The sequence below is a fragment of the Enterobacter sp. AN-K1 genome, from assembly GCF_020971765.1.
GTDB lineage: Bacteria > Pseudomonadota > Gammaproteobacteria > Enterobacterales > Enterobacteriaceae > Enterobacter > Enterobacter hormaechei_C.
On sequence record NZ_CP087390.1, the window covers coordinates 738,250 to 755,816 of the forward strand.

At 55.6% G+C, this 17,567-nt stretch carries 18 protein-coding genes; 6 read left to right on the plus strand and 12 right to left on the minus strand.

The annotated features are described in order from the left end of the window. Positions 1-155 precede the first annotated feature (155 nt). Together alaA and yfbR are read left to right on the plus strand one after the other, a co-directional pair. A complete protein-coding gene (gene alaA / locus LOC22_RS03490; protein WP_003861471.1) occupies positions 156-1,370 on the plus strand; it encodes an alanine transaminase AlaA in 1,215 nt (404 codons plus the stop codon). Positions 1,371-1,487: 117 nt separating this feature from the next. Next, positions 1,488-2,087, plus strand: coding sequence for a 5'-deoxynucleotidase (yfbR, locus tag LOC22_RS03495; protein ID WP_230239360.1), 600 nt, complete (start codon positions 1,488-1,490; stop codon positions 2,085-2,087). Between the two features lie 85 nt (positions 2,088-2,172). On the opposite strand, the gene LOC22_RS03500 is transcribed toward yfbR, so the two are convergent. From LOC22_RS03500 to yfbV, 4 genes are all read right to left on the minus strand, one after another. Continuing rightward, on the minus strand, positions 2,173-4,005 hold the full coding sequence (locus LOC22_RS03500) for an SLC13 family permease (RefSeq protein WP_017693001.1): 1,833 nt from the start codon (positions 4,003-4,005) through the stop codon (positions 2,173-2,175). Between the two features lie 75 nt (positions 4,006-4,080). Further along, a complete protein-coding gene (locus LOC22_RS03505) occupies positions 4,081-4,740 on the minus strand; it encodes a sugar phosphatase (RefSeq protein WP_003861463.1) in 660 nt (219 codons plus the stop codon). 11 nt (positions 4,741-4,751) lie between these two features. Beyond that, a complete protein-coding gene (locus LOC22_RS03510) occupies positions 4,752-5,246 on the minus strand; it encodes a YfbU family protein (RefSeq protein WP_003861461.1) in 495 nt (164 codons plus the stop codon). A gap of 92 nt (positions 5,247-5,338) precedes the next feature. Next, entirely contained in the window at positions 5,339-5,794 is a 456-nt protein-coding gene (gene yfbV, locus LOC22_RS03515; RefSeq protein ID WP_017383434.1) for a terminus macrodomain insulation protein YfbV, read from the minus strand. A gap of 337 nt (positions 5,795-6,131) precedes the next feature. Between yfbV and ackA the strand changes: the two genes are divergently transcribed. Next, the gene (ackA, locus tag LOC22_RS03520) at positions 6,132-7,334 is read left to right on the plus strand and encodes an acetate kinase (RefSeq protein WP_015572267.1); all 1,203 of its coding nucleotides are present in this window, start codon (positions 6,132-6,134) and stop codon (positions 7,332-7,334) included. A gap of 75 nt (positions 7,335-7,409) precedes the next feature. Further along, positions 7,410-9,551, plus strand: coding sequence for a phosphate acetyltransferase (pta, locus tag LOC22_RS03525; protein WP_017383435.1), 2,142 nt, complete (start codon positions 7,410-7,412; stop codon positions 9,549-9,551). Between the two features lie 114 nt (positions 9,552-9,665). Here the strand turns inward: pta and LOC22_RS03530 are convergent, their stop codons facing one another. The 5 genes from LOC22_RS03530 to LOC22_RS03550 form a co-directional block, all read right to left on the minus strand. Then, a complete protein-coding gene (locus LOC22_RS03530) occupies positions 9,666-10,619 on the minus strand; it encodes a transketolase family protein (RefSeq protein WP_015572265.1) in 954 nt (317 codons plus the stop codon). After that, positions 10,612-11,442, minus strand: coding sequence for a transketolase (locus LOC22_RS03535; protein ID WP_230239361.1), 831 nt, complete (start codon positions 11,440-11,442; stop codon positions 10,612-10,614). The genes LOC22_RS03530 and LOC22_RS03535 overlap by 8 nt, the downstream gene beginning before the upstream one ends. Next, on the minus strand, positions 11,439-12,830 hold the full coding sequence (locus LOC22_RS03540; protein ID WP_230239362.1) for a PTS ascorbate transporter subunit IIC: 1,392 nt from the start codon (positions 12,828-12,830) through the stop codon (positions 11,439-11,441). The genes LOC22_RS03535 and LOC22_RS03540 overlap by 4 nt, the downstream gene beginning before the upstream one ends. A gap of 21 nt (positions 12,831-12,851) precedes the next feature. Then, a complete protein-coding gene (locus LOC22_RS03545) occupies positions 12,852-13,124 on the minus strand; it encodes a PTS sugar transporter subunit IIB (RefSeq protein WP_003861447.1) in 273 nt (90 codons plus the stop codon). 79 nt (positions 13,125-13,203) lie between these two features. Continuing rightward, on the minus strand, positions 13,204-13,647 hold the full coding sequence (locus tag LOC22_RS03550) for a PTS sugar transporter subunit IIA (protein ID WP_230239363.1): 444 nt from the start codon (positions 13,645-13,647) through the stop codon (positions 13,204-13,206). 236 nt (positions 13,648-13,883) lie between these two features. Here LOC22_RS03550 and LOC22_RS03555 point away from each other — a divergent pair, with 236 nt between their 5' ends. After that, complete coding sequence (locus tag LOC22_RS03555; RefSeq protein ID WP_017692998.1) at positions 13,884-14,903, plus strand: LacI family DNA-binding transcriptional regulator; 1,020 nt, start codon at positions 13,884-13,886, stop codon at positions 14,901-14,903. Between the two features lie 3 nt (positions 14,904-14,906). Here LOC22_RS03555 and yfcD read toward each other — a convergent pair whose 3' ends face one another. The 3 genes from yfcD to yfcF are packed head-to-tail and all read right to left on the minus strand — an operon-like array spanning position 14,907 to position 16,781. After that, positions 14,907-15,473, minus strand: a complete 567-nt coding sequence (gene yfcD, locus LOC22_RS03560; RefSeq protein ID WP_006811396.1) for an NUDIX hydrolase YfcD — start codon at positions 15,471-15,473, stop codon at positions 14,907-14,909. Positions 15,474-15,528: 55 nt separating this feature from the next. After that, entirely contained in the window at positions 15,529-16,080 is a 552-nt protein-coding gene (yfcE, locus tag LOC22_RS03565) for a phosphodiesterase (RefSeq protein ID WP_017692997.1), read from the minus strand. Positions 16,081-16,136: 56 nt separating this feature from the next. Beyond that, positions 16,137-16,781, minus strand: coding sequence for a glutathione transferase (gene yfcF / locus LOC22_RS03570; protein WP_047053276.1), 645 nt, complete (start codon positions 16,779-16,781; stop codon positions 16,137-16,139). Between the two features lie 140 nt (positions 16,782-16,921). Here yfcF and yfcG point away from each other — a divergent pair, with 140 nt between their 5' ends. Then, positions 16,922-17,551, plus strand: coding sequence for a GSH-dependent disulfide bond oxidoreductase (gene yfcG / locus LOC22_RS03575; protein ID WP_230239364.1), 630 nt, complete (start codon positions 16,922-16,924; stop codon positions 17,549-17,551). The last annotated feature ends 16 nt before the right edge of the window (positions 17,552-17,567 follow it).

A 17,567-nucleotide genomic window follows, 5' to 3' on the forward strand; every position in this document is an offset into this window, starting at 1 on the left:
ACTCCGTCGTTAGAGTAAGCGATCACCGCGGCATTGCCCGGTTGGACGAAATCTTCTTCTGTGCGCCCTTCAAAACGAAGCGCGGTGGGAGTACATTGTTCCGTGCTCACTTCCACGGCAGGAAGTTGCAATAATAGCGAAAAGGTTAAAGGTTCATGTCCCCTATCGAAAAATCCAGCAAGCTCGACAACGTCTGTTACGACATCCGTGGCCCGGTACTCAAAGAGGCAAAACGCCTTGAAGAGGAAGGCAATAAGGTTCTGAAACTCAACATCGGCAACCCCGCGCCATTTGGTTTTGAAGCGCCGGATGAGATCCTGGTGGATGTGATCCGTAACCTGCCCACTGCACAAGGCTACTGCGATTCAAAAGGGCTTTATTCCGCCCGTAAAGCCATCATGCAGCACTATCAGGCTCGCGGTATGCGCGACGTCACCGTTGAAGATATCTACATTGGCAACGGTGTCTCGGAGCTGATCGTTCAGGCGATGCAGGCGCTCCTGAACAGCGGCGATGAAATGCTGGTTCCTGCCCCGGATTATCCGCTGTGGACGGCTGCGGTGTCCCTGTCCAGCGGTAAAGCGGTGCACTACCTGTGCGACGAATCCTCTGACTGGTTCCCGGATCTGGATGATATTCGCGCCAAAATTACCCCGCGCACCCGGGGTATCGTGATCATTAACCCGAATAACCCGACGGGTGCGGTCTATTCAAAAGAGCTGCTGATGGAGATCGTCGAGATCGCCCGCCAGCACAACCTGATCATCTTTGCCGACGAGATTTACGACAAGATCCTGTACGACGCGGCGCAGCACCACTCTATCGCCGCGCTGGCGCCCGATCTGCTGACGGTCACCTTTAACGGACTGTCTAAAACTTACCGCGTTGCCGGTTTCCGTCAGGGCTGGATGGTACTGAACGGTCCGAAAAAACATGCGAAAGGCTACATTGAAGGGCTGGAGATGCTGGCATCCATGCGTCTGTGCGCCAACGTACCGGCGCAACATGCGATCCAGACAGCTCTCGGCGGCTATCAAAGCATCAGCGAGTTTATCGTTCCAGGCGGCCGCCTGTATGAACAGCGCAACCGCGCATGGGAATTGATTAATGATATTCCGGGCGTCTCCTGCGTGAAGCCTAACGGCGCGCTGTACATGTTCCCGAAAATCGACGCGAAGCGCTTCAATATTCACGACGACCAGAAAATGGTGCTCGACTTCCTGTTGCAGGAAAAAGTGCTGCTGGTTCAGGGGACGGCGTTTAACTGGCCGTGGCCGGATCACGTGCGTATCGTCACCTTGCCGCGCGAAGACGATCTCGAGATGGCCATCAGCCGCTTCGGGCGCTTCCTCTCCGGGTACCATCAGTAACGCTGACTTTTCGCCGGGTAGCGCTGCGCTTACCCGGCCTGCAACATCCGCAAATTTGCATCTTCCCTCCCCTCCCCGCACAATGAAGTCTGTCGCAGTGAAGACATAAGGTAACCTATGAGTCAGAGTCATTTCTTTGCCCACCTCTCCCGCCTGAAACTCATCAACCGCTGGCCGCTGATGCGCAATGTGCGTACTGAAAATGTGTCTGAGCACAGTTTGCAGGTTGCCATGGTCGCGCACGCGCTGGCCGTGATTAAAAACCGCAAATTCAACGGGCAGGTGAATGCCGAACGTATCGCCCTGCTGGCGATGTATCACGATGCATCGGAAGTGCTGACCGGGGATCTGCCTACGCCGGTGAAATATTTCAACTCGCAGATTGCCCAGGAATATAAGGCCATTGAGAAGATTGCCCAGCAGAAGCTGATCGACATGGTGCCTGAAGAGCTGCGCGATATCTTCGGGCCGCTGATCGATGAGCATCAGTATACGGAAGAGGATAAATCCCTGGTTAAGCAGGCCGATGCGCTGTGCGCCTACCTGAAGTGTCTGGAAGAGTTATCCGCCGGGAATAACGAATTTTTACTGGCAAAAACGCGTCTGGAAAAAACGCTGGAATCCCGTCGCAGCGAAGAGATGGACTACTTTATGCGCGTGTTTGTGCCGAGCTTCCATTTGTCGCTGGATGAGATTAGCCAGGATTCGCCACTCTGATTTTCGCCCAGCGGCGCGGCGCTGCGCTTGCAGGGCCTACGGGGTTGTAGGCCGGGTAAGGCGTAGCCGCCACCCGGCAAAATGCTCAGAACGGAAACAGGACCGGTATCAATACCACGCACACCACCATCACCAGCACGGTGAACGGCACACCCAGCTTCACGAAATCACTGAACCTATAATTCCCGGGCCCCAGCACCAGCGTATTGACCGGGGAAGAGACCGGCGTCATAAATGCCGCGGACGCCGCCATCGCAACCATCATCGCAAACGGATACGGCGAAACGCCCATCGATTTTGCCATCGCCAGCGCAATGGGCGCCATCAGCACCGCCGTTGCGGTATTGGAGATGAACAAACCGATGGTGGCACACATGACGAACAGGCAAACCATCATCAGGTACGGACCATATCCCCCGCCCGCGTCCATTAAGCCTTTCACGATCAAATCCACCCCGCCGGTTTTCTGTAGCGCCAGGGCGAAGGGCATCATCCCGACGATGAGAATGATGCTCGGCCAGTGAATCGCTTTGTAAGCGCTTTCGGCGTCAATACAGCGGAATTTGCCCATTAACAGACAGGCGATTATCGCCGCCACCGGGTTAGGGATCTCGTCCGTCAGCATCAGCGCGACCATCAATACCAGGCAAAAAATCGCATGGGGCGCCTGGCTGTGCGCCGGTGACGCATCGTTCTCTTCAATCGGCATATTCAGCACCACAAAATCGCGGCCTTTCTGCCCGAGCTGGCTAATCAGTTTCCAGTTGCCGACCACGAGGAAGATATCCCCCAGCAGGATCGGCTCATCCACCACCGCCCCTTCAAGGGCTACGCCATCGCGCTTCAGGCCCACCACGTTGAGGCCATAGCGGGTACGAAAGCCGATTTCACGCACGGTTTTGCCCAATAACTCCGATTCCGGGATCAGCGACACCTCGGCCATTCCCACATCCAGCGCCTGGTCAGAGAAATACTCGCCGCGCAGGACCATCGGCTCCAGCAGTTGCTCGCTACAAAACTCCCGCAGATCCACGTCTGCGGTGGACATATCAATCAGCAGGACGTCACGCGCGCGAAACTCTGACACCCCGTTCACGTTAACGATCACCCGACGAAAACGACGCCAGCGCTCAACCCCGATGACGTTCGCGCCATAGCGTTCGCGTAGCTTAAGGTCATCCAGCCGCTGCCCCACCATAGGCGATCCCGGGCGGATAGCCAGACGTCGGGCACGCCCGGTCAGACGATACTCTTTAATCAGATCGCGGAAAGAGCGCCGCTTCCAGCCCTCTTTGGCTTTATCCTGCTTCTCCCCTTTCAGCGCGAAACGGGTCAATAGCATATAGATAATGCCCATCACCAGTACCACCAGCCCGATCGGCGTAACGCTGAAAAAGCTAAACCCCTCAAGCCCCTCACGGATCAGTTCGCTGTTCACGACGAGGTTCGGCGGCGTCGCGACCAGCGTCATCATGCCGCTGATGAGCCCGGCGAAGCTCAACGGCATCATCAGCCGCGACGGGGAGATCTGCATCCTCATGCAGACGCTCAGCACGACCGGAATAAAGATGGCCACGACGCCCGTAGAGCTCATAAACGCGCCCAGCCCGGCGACCGTCAGCATCAGGTAAATCAGCATTTTGGTTTCGCTGCTGCCCGCCACCTTAACCAACCACGACCCCATCATCGTCGCCACGCCGGTGCGTACCAGCCCGTCGCCAATAATAAACAGGGCGGCAATCAAAATAACGTTGGGATCGCTAAACCCGGAAAAGGCTTCCGGCAGGGAAAGGGTACCGCTCAGAACGAATGCGACAATCACAAACAGGGCGACGGCATCCATGCGCACCTTGCCCGTGGCAAAAAGAATGATGGCGATTAACAGCAGGCTCAGGACCCAAATCAGTTCACCGTTCACAACATGTCCTTGTCAGTGGAGGAGAAGCAATTCTGCCATAAAAAAGCCCCGGTAATGCGGGGCTATATCATGGGATTACATTTTTAGCGAGACGGTTACAACTCCGTCTGACGCCTTCGAGACGTCGATGGCGGTCAGGGTGTTAAGCACGAAATCCGCCTCTTCCAGCCGGGGGGAACCCGCCGGGACGTTAACGGCAATGACGTGGCTTCCGGCGTTCAGCCCGGCCAGCACGCCTGCCGCCGCGTCTTCCACCACCACGCACTCCGCTGGCGCAAGGCCAAGCAGTTCTGCGCCGAGCAGAAACGCATCCGGTTCAGGCTTGCCGCGCTTCACGCGCTCAGCGGTAATGAAGACGTCCGGCGTCGGTAAACCTGCCGCCTTATGACGGGCATGCGCGACGGGAACCGAGCCGGAGGTGACGATAGCCCACGGGATCTGCGCTTCATTCAGGTGCTCAAGCAGTTCACGCGCACCGGGCAGCGCGGTGATGCCTTCGGTATCGGTAGCTTCAATCTGCTCAAGATAGCGGAACTCCGCCTGAATCTCTTCCTCAGAACGTCCCGCAAGGAAGTGCCGCAATGAGGTAATGGCCTGTTTGCCATGGATGAAATTCAGTACGTCCTGATGGTCGATGCCGTGCCGGTCGGCCCAGTGGCACCACGAGCGCTCCACCACCGGTAGCGAATCCACCAGCGTACCGTCCAGATCAAACAGAAAACCTTTACACTGCACACACACCTCCGTCAGGCATTAATGATTTGTTGAATTTCGTTGCTGCTTAAATGGTACTGACGCGGACAGGCGTGCCACGCGCTCAGCATACGTTGATACTTATCCCACATCGGGGTCTGGGCGTTGAAGCCGTGCGTACCCGCATCAAAATGGGTGTAACGCCCTTCGGTATTCACCATAAAGCGTACATAGCTCAGATAGCGCGCTTCCGTCGCAGCATCAAAGCCCAGGAACGTCACGCGGCGCTCGTCAATGGTCTGCTGGTCCTTCAGATTGGTCCAGGACACATGCAGCGCATGGTACATCTCCATGATGTCGATAACGATACGGCAGGTTTCCTCTTTCAGTTCGCCAAATTCGCGATCCAGTTCGCGCATCTGCAAGCCAAAACCACGTTCAACAATGGTTTGCAGGCGGCTGTAGCGCGCAGCGTTATCGGGATCAAGCATAGTCATCATCTTGTACTGGTTAGACAAAATCAGACGTTGAGCATGGGTCATTTCCATCTTTCGACTCCTGTAGCGCATTGCACTGTAAAAAAAAGACACGGTAACTGATTGTTACTGTGCCTTCTTTTGGTCGTCGTTTCGATGATCAATCACAAGTCATCGAGGAATGTTTTATCAAGCTGTTTAAACGCACGCTTGAGGGTATCCGCCAGCGCCTGATAGTCTGGCTTGCCTTCAACCGGTGCCAGCGCCTGGCCCGCCTCCTCCAGTTTTCCACGCACTTCATAAAACCAGTGTAAAACAGAAGGCGGAAGTGGCGTGACGGAACGTTTGCCTAACCACCATAGCCCCTGCATCGGCAGGCTTAACGCAAAAAGCGCCGTCGCGACGGCAGGGCCAAGCTGTCCACCTAACGCTATCTGCCAGCACAGGGTAAAAACGGCAATCGGGGGCATAAAGCGAATCGCATAGCGCGTGGCGCGAATAGTGCGATTTTCAATAAACATGGGCGCGAGGCGCTTTTCCATCGGCCATGTCTTTGCGTAATGCTGTCCCCGACGAAACAGACTAAAAAAGTTCACAGACGGGATTTCGGGTGTCGACATGGCTGTACCTCAACTTCACATATAAAAATTAAAATTTTCGTGCAAAACCACAACAGGCTATGACAACGTTCAAAATATTTTGTCATCGCTACCCCGTATCGGGTATCCTGTGCCAGCCTGATAGGGCCGTAGACGATAAGCGTTAACTCGTCAAATTATCGCATATTATGCCATTGTCTGAAAAATGTTCAAAATGGCTTAAAATCATAGGTATTTCTTCCATCCTGCCAGAATGTTTGTTTGGCATGATGTTAATCATAAATGTCTGGGTCAGCATGCGTTACGCTTTTAGACTCACTGACGTTTTTTTAGCCACGTATCAATAATAGGTACTTCCATGTCGAGTAAGTTAGTACTGGTTCTGAACTGCGGTAGCTCCTCACTGAAATTCGCCATCATCGATGCGCTCAACGGTGACGAGTACCTCTCTGGTTTGGCCGAATGTTTCCATCTGCCTGAAGCACGTATCAAGTGGAAGATGGACGGCAGCAAACAAGAAGCGGCTTTAGGTGCAGGCGCCGCTCACAGTGAAGCGCTGAACTTTATCGTTAACACTATTCTGGCACAAAAACCAGAACTGTCTGCTCAGCTGACCGCAATTGGTCACCGTATCGTCCACGGCGGCGAAAAATACACCAGTTCCGTGGTAATCGACGACTCCGTGATCCAGGGTATCAAAGACTCTGCGTCTTTCGCACCGCTGCATAACCCGGCTCACCTGATCGGTATCGCTGAAGCACTGAAATCCTTCCCGAGTCTGAAAGACAAAAACGTGGCCGTGTTCGATACCGCGTTCCATCAGACCATGCCGGAAGAGTCTTACCTCTATGCCCTGCCATACAGCCTGTACAAAGAGCACGGCGTCCGTCGTTACGGCGCACACGGCACCAGCCACTTCTATGTGACTCAGGAAGCCGCAAAAGTGCTGAACAAGCCGGTTGAAGAAGTCAACATTATCACCTGCCACCTGGGCAACGGTGGTTCTGTTTCCGCTATCCGCAACGGTAAGTGTGTTGACACCTCTATGGGTCTGACCCCGCTGGAAGGTCTGGTGATGGGTACCCGTTCCGGTGATATCGACCCGGCGATCATCTTCCACCTGCACGACACTCTGGGCATGAGCGTTGACGACATCAACAAAATGCTGACCAAAGAGTCTGGCCTGCTGGGCCTGACCGAGGTCACCAGCGACTGCCGTTACGTTGAAGACAACTACGCAGAAAAAGCTGACGCTAAACGTGCAATGGACGTTTATTGCCACCGTCTGGCGAAGTACATCGGTTCTTACACCGCGCTGATGGAAGGCCGTCTGGATGCTGTTATCTTCACCGGCGGTATCGGTGAGAACGCGGCAATGGTACGTGAACTGTCCCTGGGCAAACTGGGCGTTCTGGGCTTCGAAGTTGATCATGAGCGTAACCTGGCTGCCCGCTTCGGCAAGTCTGGCTTCATCAACAAAGAAGGCACCCGCCCTGCTATCGTTATCCCAACTAACGAAGAGCTGGTCATCGCGCAAGACGCGCACCGCCTGACTGCCTGATTCCACACCGCCAGCAATGCTGGCGGTGCTGTTTTGTAACCCGCCCAACGCGGCGGTAACGAAAGAGGATAAACCGTGTCCCGTACTATTATGCTGATCCCTACCGGAACCAGCGTCGGCCTGACCAGCGTCAGCCTCGGCGTGATCCGCGCTATGGAACGCAAAGGCGTTCGTCTGAGCGTCTTTAAGCCTATCGCCCAGCCACGTGCCGGTGGCGATGCGCCAGACCAGACCACCACCATCGTTCGCAAGAACTCCAATCTGCCAGCGGCTGAACCGCTGAAGATGAGCCACGTTGAATCTCTGCTCTCCAGCAACCAGAAAGACGTGCTGATGGAAGAGATCATTGCCAACTACCACGCAAACGCGCAGGACGCGGAAGTGGTGCTGGTTGAAGGCCTGGTCCCAACCCGTAAACACCAGTTTGCCCAGTCTCTGAACTTTGAAATCGCGAAAACCCTGAACGCAGAGATCGTTTTCGTGATGTCTCAGGGCACGGATACCCCAGAGCAGCTGAAAGAGCGTATCGAACTGACGCGCAGCAGCTTCGGCGGTGCGAAAAACACCAGCATCACCGGCGTGATTGTTAACAAGCTGAACGCGCCAGTAGATGAGCAGGGCCGTACGCGTCCTGACCTGTCCGAAATTTTTGACGACTCTTCCAAAGCGAAAGTCATCAAAGTTGACCCGGCTAAGTTGCAGGATTCCAGCCCGCTGCCTGTTCTGGGCGCGGTGCCATGGAGCTTCGATCTGATTGCCACCCGTGCAATCGATATGGCGCGTCACCTGAACGCCACCGTGATCAACGAAGGCGATATCAACACCCGCCGCGTGAAGTCCGTAACTTTCTGCGCACGTAGCATTCCACACATGCTGGAGCACTTCCGTGCAGGTTCCCTGCTGGTAACCTCCGCAGACCGTCCGGACGTGCTGGTTGCAGCCTGTCTGGCCGCGATGAACGGCGTGGAGATCGGCGCGATCCTGCTGACCGGCGCCTACGAGATGGACCCACGCGTAAGCAAGCTGTGCGAACGTGCGTTCGCCACTGGCCTGCCAGTCTTCATGGTGAACACCAACACCTGGCAGACCTCCCTGAGCCTGCAAAGCTTCAACCTCGAAGTGCCGGTTGATGACCACGAGCGTATCGAGAAAGTTCAGGAATACGTTGCAGGCTACATCAACGCAGACTGGATCGAATCCCTGACCGCGACCTCCGAGCGCAGCCGTCGTCTGTCTCCTCCAGCCTTCCGTTACCAGCTGACCGAGCTGGCGCGTAAAGCGGGCAAACGCGTGGTTCTGCCAGAAGGCGACGAACCACGTACCGTTAAAGCGGCAGCCATCTGTGCAGAGCGCGGTATCGCGACCTGTGTGCTGCTGGGTAACCCGGATGAGATCAACCGCGTTGCGGCGTCTCAGGGCGTTGAGCTCGGCGCGGGCATCGAAATCGTTGATCCTGACGTGGTCCGCGAAAGCTACGTTGCCCGTCTGGTTGAGCTGCGTAAGAACAAAGGCATGACCGAAGCCGTTGCGCGCGAGCAGCTGGAAGACAACGTGGTGCTGGGTACGCTGATGCTGGAGCAGGACGAAGTTGACGGTCTGGTTTCCGGTGCGGTTCACACCACCGCAAATACCATCCGTCCACCGTTGCAGCTGATCAAAACTGCACCGGGCAGCTCTCTGGTCTCCTCCGTGTTCTTCATGCTGCTGCCTGAACAGGTTTACGTTTACGGCGACTGCGCGATCAACCCGGACCCAACCGCAGAGCAGCTGGCAGAAATCGCTATCCAGTCTGCGGACTCCGCGATTGCCTTCGGTATCGAACCACGCGTCGCGATGCTCTCCTACTCCACCGGCACCTCTGGTGCAGGTAGTGACGTAGAGAAAGTCCGTGAAGCGACCCGCATTGCACAGGAAAAACGTCCGGATCTGATGATCGACGGCCCGCTCCAGTACGATGCCGCGGTAATGGCTGACGTGGCGAAATCCAAAGCGCCGAACTCGCCGGTTGCAGGTCGCGCTACCGTGTTCATCTTCCCGGATCTGAACACCGGTAACACCACCTATAAAGCGGTACAGCGTTCAGCAGACCTGATCTCCATCGGGCCAATGCTGCAAGGCATGCGCAAACCTGTGAACGACCTGTCCCGTGGTGCGCTGGTTGACGATATCGTCTACACCATCGCGCTGACGGCGATCCAGTCTTCGCAGCAGCAGTAATTGTAAGGTCTTGCCGGATGGCGCTTCGCTTATCCGGCCTACAGGACCGTAGGCCCGGTAAGCGCGAGCGCCACCGGGCAACAAAAAGGCGACCACAAATGGTCGCCTTTTTTATTACAGCAGCTCCCGCGCCGCCGACACAATGTCATGTGCCGTCAGGCCATACTCCTTCTGCAAGAAGTCCTGCGTACCCACCTGACCATACCGTTCCTTCACCCCCACCCGCCGCATAGGCACCGGACAGGTTTCCACCAGCACTTCCGCCACCGCCGACCCCAGCCCGTTGTGAATGCTGTGATTTTCGCAGGTCACAATACGCCCGGTTTTCTCGGCATAGTTTTTCACCAGCATCCGATCGATGGGCTTCAGGGTAAACATGTCGATGACCGCTGCGCTTACCCCCTCCTGCTCCAGCTGGCGCGCCGCCTCCAGCGCTTCCGCCACCATAATGCCGTTAGCAATCAGGGTAATATCGGTTCCCTCGCGCAGCACGTTGCCCTTGCCGATGGTGAAGGTTGACCCCGGGGCATACACGCTCGGCGCCTGTTTACGGATGGTCCTTACCCAGTAAAAGCCTTCCAGGTCGATAAGCTGACGCAGCACATCTTCGAACATCACCGCATCGGTCACCTCCAGCACCACTGAATGCGCCAGACCGCGCACGATGCCCATATCCTCAAAAGACATATGCGTCCCGCCGTTGTGGCAGGCCGTCACGCCCGCATCCGAGGCAATCACCTTCACGTTATTGCGCTGGTAGTCCAGGGACATAAACAGCTGGTCGAAGCAGCGACGGCTGGCAAAGGCGGTAAAGGTATGGACGAACGGCTTACGTCCGGTGAGCGACAGCCCGGCGGCCGTCCCAATCACGTTGGCCTCCATAATGCCGCAGTTGATAACGTGCTGTGGATAATCACGCGCTACGCCGTCCATCGCCATCGAACTCATCAGATCCGCTTCGAGCGCAATGATCTCGCTCCCGGCCTCAATCTGTTTTGCCACAAAACCCGCGTAGACCTTACGCATCTCAACGGCATCTTTCTGTCCTGTCGGTGCAACCTTAATCATGTGAAGCCTCCAGTTGGCGAATCGTCTCGTTAAGCACCGCTTTGCTCTCCTCGGTTAATCGCAGGTGATGCGAGTTGCTGAGCTGTTCCAGGTATGGCACCCCCTGCCCTTTGATGCTGTCGAGGATCACCACCCGCGGACGCGCATCAGCCTCAGGGATCGGCGCGGTCACCTCCAGCAGCGCCGGAATGTCATCCCCTTTCACCGTCACGACGTCAAAACCAAAGGCGCGGAATTTGCCTTCCAGGTCGAAGGCGCTGATGATTTCGTCCAGCTCGCCGTCGAGCTGCTGTTTGTTCCAGTCCACGAATACCGTCAGGTTGTTCAGTCGATGGTGAGCGATAAACTGGAAGGCTTCCCAGCACTGCCCTTCATTCAGTTCTCCGTCGCCAACGATGCAAAACACCCGGTTTGGCCTTCCTGCCAGCTTGTGCGACAGCGCCATGCCGCCAGCGATGGAGATCCCCTGCCCCAGTGAACCGGTGGTGGCATCCACGCCGCGTGTTTTCAGGCGATCCGGGTGACTTGGCAGACGCGTCCCGTTCTGGTTCAGCGTGCTCAGCTCTTCAATCGGGAAGTAGCCCTTAATCGCCAGCGTGCTGTACAGCGCCGGCCCCGCATGGCCTTTCGACAGCACAAAGTAATCGCGCTCTGGCCAGTCCGGATCGGCCGGGTCGATCTTCATCACCGCGCCGTACAGAACGGCCAGCGTTTCAACGACTGACATGCTGCCGCCGTAGTGCCCAAAACCCAGCTGCGTAAGGGATTTCAGCGTCTCAAGGCGGATCTGACGCGCCAGGTCGGTTATTTCATTCTCATTCATGATTTGGCTCCGGGGTTTTCCTGCGCGTTACCGCTGGCAGGTTTGTTTTTAGCGAAGACGTTGTAGGCCACCAGCAGCGCGAACAACACAACAACCAGTCCGGTGATGGCAAGCGGCGACAGGAAGCGTGCCAGGTTGCCCAGCACAATCCCGACCGCACCAAAATCAGCGTCCGAGAAGGTCGTATTCGCAAAGCCAATTGCGCCCAGAACAGGCAGCAGCAGGACCGGGAGGAAGGTGATCAGCAGGCCGTTAGCAAAGGCGCCAATCATTGCCCCGCGGCGTCCACCGGTGGCGTTACCGAACACGCCCGCCGTTGCGCCGGTGAAGAAGTGCGGCACGACGCCCGGGAGGATCAGCACCCAGCTAAACTGACCGCAGATGAACAAGCCCACAATCCCGCCGAGGAAGCTAAACAGGAAGCCAATCAGCACCGCGTTTGGCGCATACGGATAGACCACCGGGCAGTCCAGCGCAGGCCGCGCATTGGGCACCAGTTTTTCCGAGAAGCCAGTAAAGGCCGGGACGATTTCCGCCAGAATCAGGCGCACGCCCTGCAAGATGATGAACACGCCTGCCGCGAAGGTGATGGCCATAATGATGGCGTATACCAGGTAGTTTTGGCCGCCGCTGAAGGTGGCCTCCACGAACTCACGTCCGGCGCTCACCGCCATGATCAGGTAGATAATCATCATGGTCAGGGAGATGGAGATTGAACTGTCACGCAGGAAGCTAAGGTTCTTCGGCAGGTTCATCTCTTCGGTGGAGCGCGAGCCTTTCCCGACCTTGCTGCCAATCCAGCCGGACAGCACGTAGCCCAGCGTGCCGAAATGACCGAAGGCGATCTCATCGTTGCCGGTAATACGCTTCATATAGCGCTGCGCAATCGCCGGGAAGAAGGCCATAATCAGGCCGAGGATCAACGAACCGGTAAAGACCAGCCCGACCCCCTCGAAGCCTGCAACCGTCAGGATCACGCCGATCATGCATGCCATGTAGAAGGTGTGATGCCCGGTGAGGAAGATGTATTTCAGGCGGGTAAAGCGCGCAACAATAATATTCGCCACCATCCCGAAGGCCATAATGAGCGCGGTGGAAGCGCCATATTTCTCCAGGGCAATCGATACAATAGCTTCATTGTTTGGAATAATGCCCTGAATATTAAAGGCGTGCTCAAACATACCGCCGAGCGGATTTAAAGAGCCCACCAGCACAGTTGCGCCGCCGCCCAGTACAATAAAACCGAGAATGGTTTTAATTGTGCCTTTTACCACATCCGAAAAGGCTTTTTTCTGCGCCACAAGACCAATCAGAGCAATTAACCCGACCAGCACTGAAGGGACTTTTAAAATATCAACAACGAAATTCAGCGTTTCAAGGATAAACATATCCACCTCGCCTTATCAGGATTATTGTCTTTCGAACCAGGCGCGCAGCTGCGCTTCGAGTTCGTTGATATCGATGATATTGTTGATTACCACCAGCTGGCTTTCCGGCACGCTGGCGCTGGCGGCAATGTCTTTCGCCATTACAAACAGGTCCGCCGCGCCCGGCGTGGCCGAGGAGAGATCGGAGTGTTCAACCTCGGCCTCAATTTCCAGTTTTTTGAGCACCTTTTTAATATTCATTTCGACCATAAAACTGCTGCCCAGGCCGGAGCCGCAAATAGCCATGATTTTCATTGTTATCCCCTTTTTTAAGTAGAGTACGTCCCATCACGCTGACGCGTAATGTTGAGATGAATCGGATTAAATAATTAAATCAGAAGCGATCGATAACGGTTTTTATCTCCTCCAGCGTATTCGCCCGATGTAATTCAGCCATATCTTCGTCGCTGGAAAATAATTCCGCTAAGGCTGAGAGCATTTCGATATGGCTATGCTTGTCCGGTGCCGCCAGCATCACAATCACATCGACGGGGTCAAACTCACCGGCACCAAAAGAGACGCCCTGTTTTAGTTTTAATAATGACAGGCCAAGTCCTTTCGCCCCTTCTTCCGGTCGCGCATGTGGCATTGCCAGCCCTGGAGCCAGCACATAGTAGGGACCTAACGCCTGGTGCTGCTCGATGATAGCCGTGACATATTCCGGCGCAATGACCTGCAAATCCAGCAGCGGTTTCGCGCACAGTTCCAGCGCCTGGGGCCAGCTTTCAACGCTATCCTGTAGGATGATGGTTGTATCATATATCCACTTTTTGAGCATTTTTCACTCCCGCTAAAGACCAGACATGGGCAAACTCTATTCAACCCATCAATCAATGACTGCGATCGCGATCACAAAGATAGCGCTACCAACGACTAACATGCAGAACTGTGATAGCGCTATCAAATTGCTATCATGGTGCGAAATCACAGCAAAAAAAGGGATTTAAGGCGTATACTGCCTGTCACGTAAAATGAAGGATGAAACTGAATCGCGTCCTGTCAGCAGGAAGATGTATGTCTTTAACCCGAAAACGGCGCAGTACCGGAAAAGTAACGCTCGCGGATGTCGCACAGCTTGCCGGCGTAGGCACGATGACTGTTTCCCGTGCCCTCCGCACGCCCGAACAGGTTTCCGATAAACTGCGTGAAAAAATTGAAGCCGCGGTGCAGGAGCTGGGTTATATGCCCAATCTTGCCGCCAGCGCACTGGCATCGGCGTCGTCATGGACGATTGCGATGGTTGTTCCCAACCTTTCCGAAGCTGGCTGTTCCGAGATGTTCGCCGGACTACAGCAGGTGCTCCAGCCAGCCGGATATCAGATCATGCTGGCGGAATCTCAGCATCGTCTTGAACAGGAAGAGAAACTGCTTGAAACGCTGCTGGCCTCGAATATCGCCGCGGCGATACTGCTCAGCGTCGAGCACTCCGATACCGTACGCCACTGGCTGAAAAACGCCTCTATCCCGGTGATGGAAATGGGTGCAATGCGTGCCGATCCGATTGATATGAATATCGGGATTGATAACGTCGCCGCCATGTATGAGCTTACCGAAATGGTGATTCAGCGCGGTTACCAGAATATCGGCCTGCTGTGCGCTAACCAGGAGCAGTGGATTTTTCAGCAGCATTTGCAGGGCTGGTACAAGGCGATGCTGCGCCACCACCTGTCGCCGAACAGAGTGATTAATGCCGCCATGCCGCCGAACTTCTCCACCGGTGCGGCACAATTGCCAGAGTTCCTGCTGGCGTGGCCGGAACTGGATGCGCTGGTGTGCGTATCAGATGAACTGGCCTGCGGCGCGCTGTATGAGTGCCAGCGTCGACGCATCAAAGTGCCGGACGATTTAGCGGTCGTGGGCTTTGGTGACAGCGACGTCAGCCGCGTCTGTCAGCCGCCGCTGACAACGATGGCAGTACCGCATCGCAAGATTGGGATTGAAGCCGGGAAAGCGTTACTGGAACGTCTGAATGACGGAGACTGGCGCGATCATAAACCCATCGCGTCCAGCCTGTGTATGCGGGAAAGCTGTTAAGGCTTACTCAGCCTCTTCCTCTTTTTCCGCCTTATTTTCCGGTTTAGCGGATTCGTTTTTGGCGTTGCGGGTCATCCACAGCGCCAGTGCTTTAAGGGAATCCGGCGTGAACTCGTCGCAACGCGCGGTGATCTCTTCCGGCGTCATCCAGCACACTTCGCTCACTTCCTCTTCCTGCAAGGCGAAAGGTCCGTGGGAAACGCAGCTGAACAGCCCGCCCCAGACGCGACAATGTTCATCTTCGAAATAAAATTGCCCGTGCTCGGCAAACGGCACGCCAGCGATACCTAACTCTTCTTCCGCTTCACGACGCGCGGAATCCAGCAATACTTCATCGGCCTGCACAACGCCACCTGCTGTGGCATCCAGCATACCAGGAAGAAAATCTTTGGTGTCGGTGCGACGCTGGACCAGAATCTTGCCCATGCCGTCATGAACAACGATGTACGTCGCGCGGTGACGCAGACGCTCCGCACGCATTTGTTCGCGGCTGGCCTGCGCGATCACTTCATTCTCTTCGCTGACAATGTCAACCCACTCAGTACTTGCCAAATGATTCTGCTCCACCATCGGGAAACCTTCTCGTCTAAGCGCTCTTTTGGCGCGTTTGCAGTTGTGGTGTAACTTACGGATTAATCGCTATCTGCGCAATAACTTGCTGATCATTAAGTGCGATAACGCTTAATGTCCCGTCTTCATACATGCCGTAGCTTGCCGGATTGCCGCCTTTAGGAATGCTGACAGACCCGGGATTAAAGTGATAAAACGCCCCGCGTTTTTCCGCCACCGGAATATGAGTATGACCATAAACCAGGACATCGCCAGCGGCGAGTGACGGCAGGTTATCCGGGCCGAACAGGTGCCCGTGGGTCAGGAACAAACGGCTGTTTTCCATCAACACCTGTTGCCAGGGAGCGGTGATGGGAAAATGCAGCAGCATCTGGTCAACTTCGCTGTCGCAGTTGCCGCGAACGGCGATAATGCGCGAGGCAAAATGATTAAGTTTTTCCGCCACCTGCGCGGGAGCATAGCCTTCCGGCAACGCATTGCGTGGGCCGTGGTTTAACACATCGCCCAGGATCACCAGCCATTGCGCCCCGCTTTGGGCGAACAGAGAAAGCACGCGTTCGGTCGCGGGCAGCGATCCATGAATATCCGACGCAAACATCAGTTTCATCAGTTACTCCTCGGGAATTCAGACTGCCCCTATCATACCTCAAGCGCCCCGCCTTATCAGCCCGCGCGCTTAGCAGAGAGTGCCAGATAGCGCTGTACCGATGCGCGTTGCCACTGGAATGTGGCGTAATCCACCAGCCGCTGTGGGACGTCATCGCCGTTGAGGATCAGGCGATTGAGCATCAGCGCCAGATCGGTGTCGGCAATACACCACTCGCCAAACAGGTTGGGGTTACCCTGCGCCAGCAGCGATGACGCAGTTTCGATCAGCTTCCGGGCGCTGGATAAGCCCTCCTCGCTGAGGGCAGGCTTTTTAACGCCAGCGAACACCACATCCGTGGAGCGTTCTGTGCGAATCGGCACCAGGTCGCTACGCAGCCACGCCTGGATCTGGCGGGCGCGGGCGCGCTTTTGCAGATCGTGAGGATAGATGCGTTCCCACTCAGGCGGGGCAAAGCGGTCCTCAAGGTACTCGTCAATCGCCGAGGATTCACTCAACTCAAAACCGTCAATCTCCAGCACAGGGACACGGCGGGTGAGCGCGTAGCCCTGCCACTGGGGCTTCAGATGTTCGCCGCTGTCCAGGTCGACGGTTTTCAGACTAAAAGTAAGCCCCTTTTCTGCCAGCGCCACATAAACGCTCATGACATAAGGAGAAAAAAAGTTCGCATCGGACCACAACGTTATTACAGGCTGGCTCATAACATCCTCATCGGCTGATCGGTTTTCACTCAACATATAATCTCTTTGCCTCGCTGTCACTTGATGAAAACTCACGATTTACAACAAGCACCTATACTGATTTTTTATGGCAACACTATTCGCACTGACAGGAGTTGAGAATGATAGATCTCTATTATGCCCCCACCCCTAATGGCCATAAGATCGCCCTCTTTCTCGAAGAAGCCGAAGTGGACTACCGGATCATTCGCGTGGATATCAGTAAAGGCGACCAGTTCCGCCCCGTTTTTCTGGCCATATCGCCCAACAATAAAATTCCGGCCATCATTGATAACCTGCCTTCTGACGGCGGCAAACCGTTAAGCCTGTTTGAGTCTGGAGAGATTTTGCTCTATCTGGCAGAGAAAACCGGCAAGCTCCTGAGCGGTGAATTGCGCGAGCGTCATCACACGCTGCAATGGTTATTCTGGCAGTCGAGCGGCCTGGGGCCAATGCTGGGGCAGAATCACCACTTTACCGCCTATGCGCCGCAGACGATCCCTTACGCCATTGAGCGATATCAGGTCGAAACCCAGCGCCTGTACGGGGTCCTGAACCGTCGGCTGGAAAAATCACCGTGGCTGGGAGGTGAGCATTACAGCATTGCAGATATCGCCTGCTGGCCGTGGATTAACACCCATGAACGCCACCGGATCGATCTGGCCACTTATCCGGCAGTGAACAACTGGTTTGAGCGCATCCGGACGCGCCCGGCCACCGAACGCGCCATGCAAAAAATCCATCAGATTTGAGCCTGCGCCCCGTTGG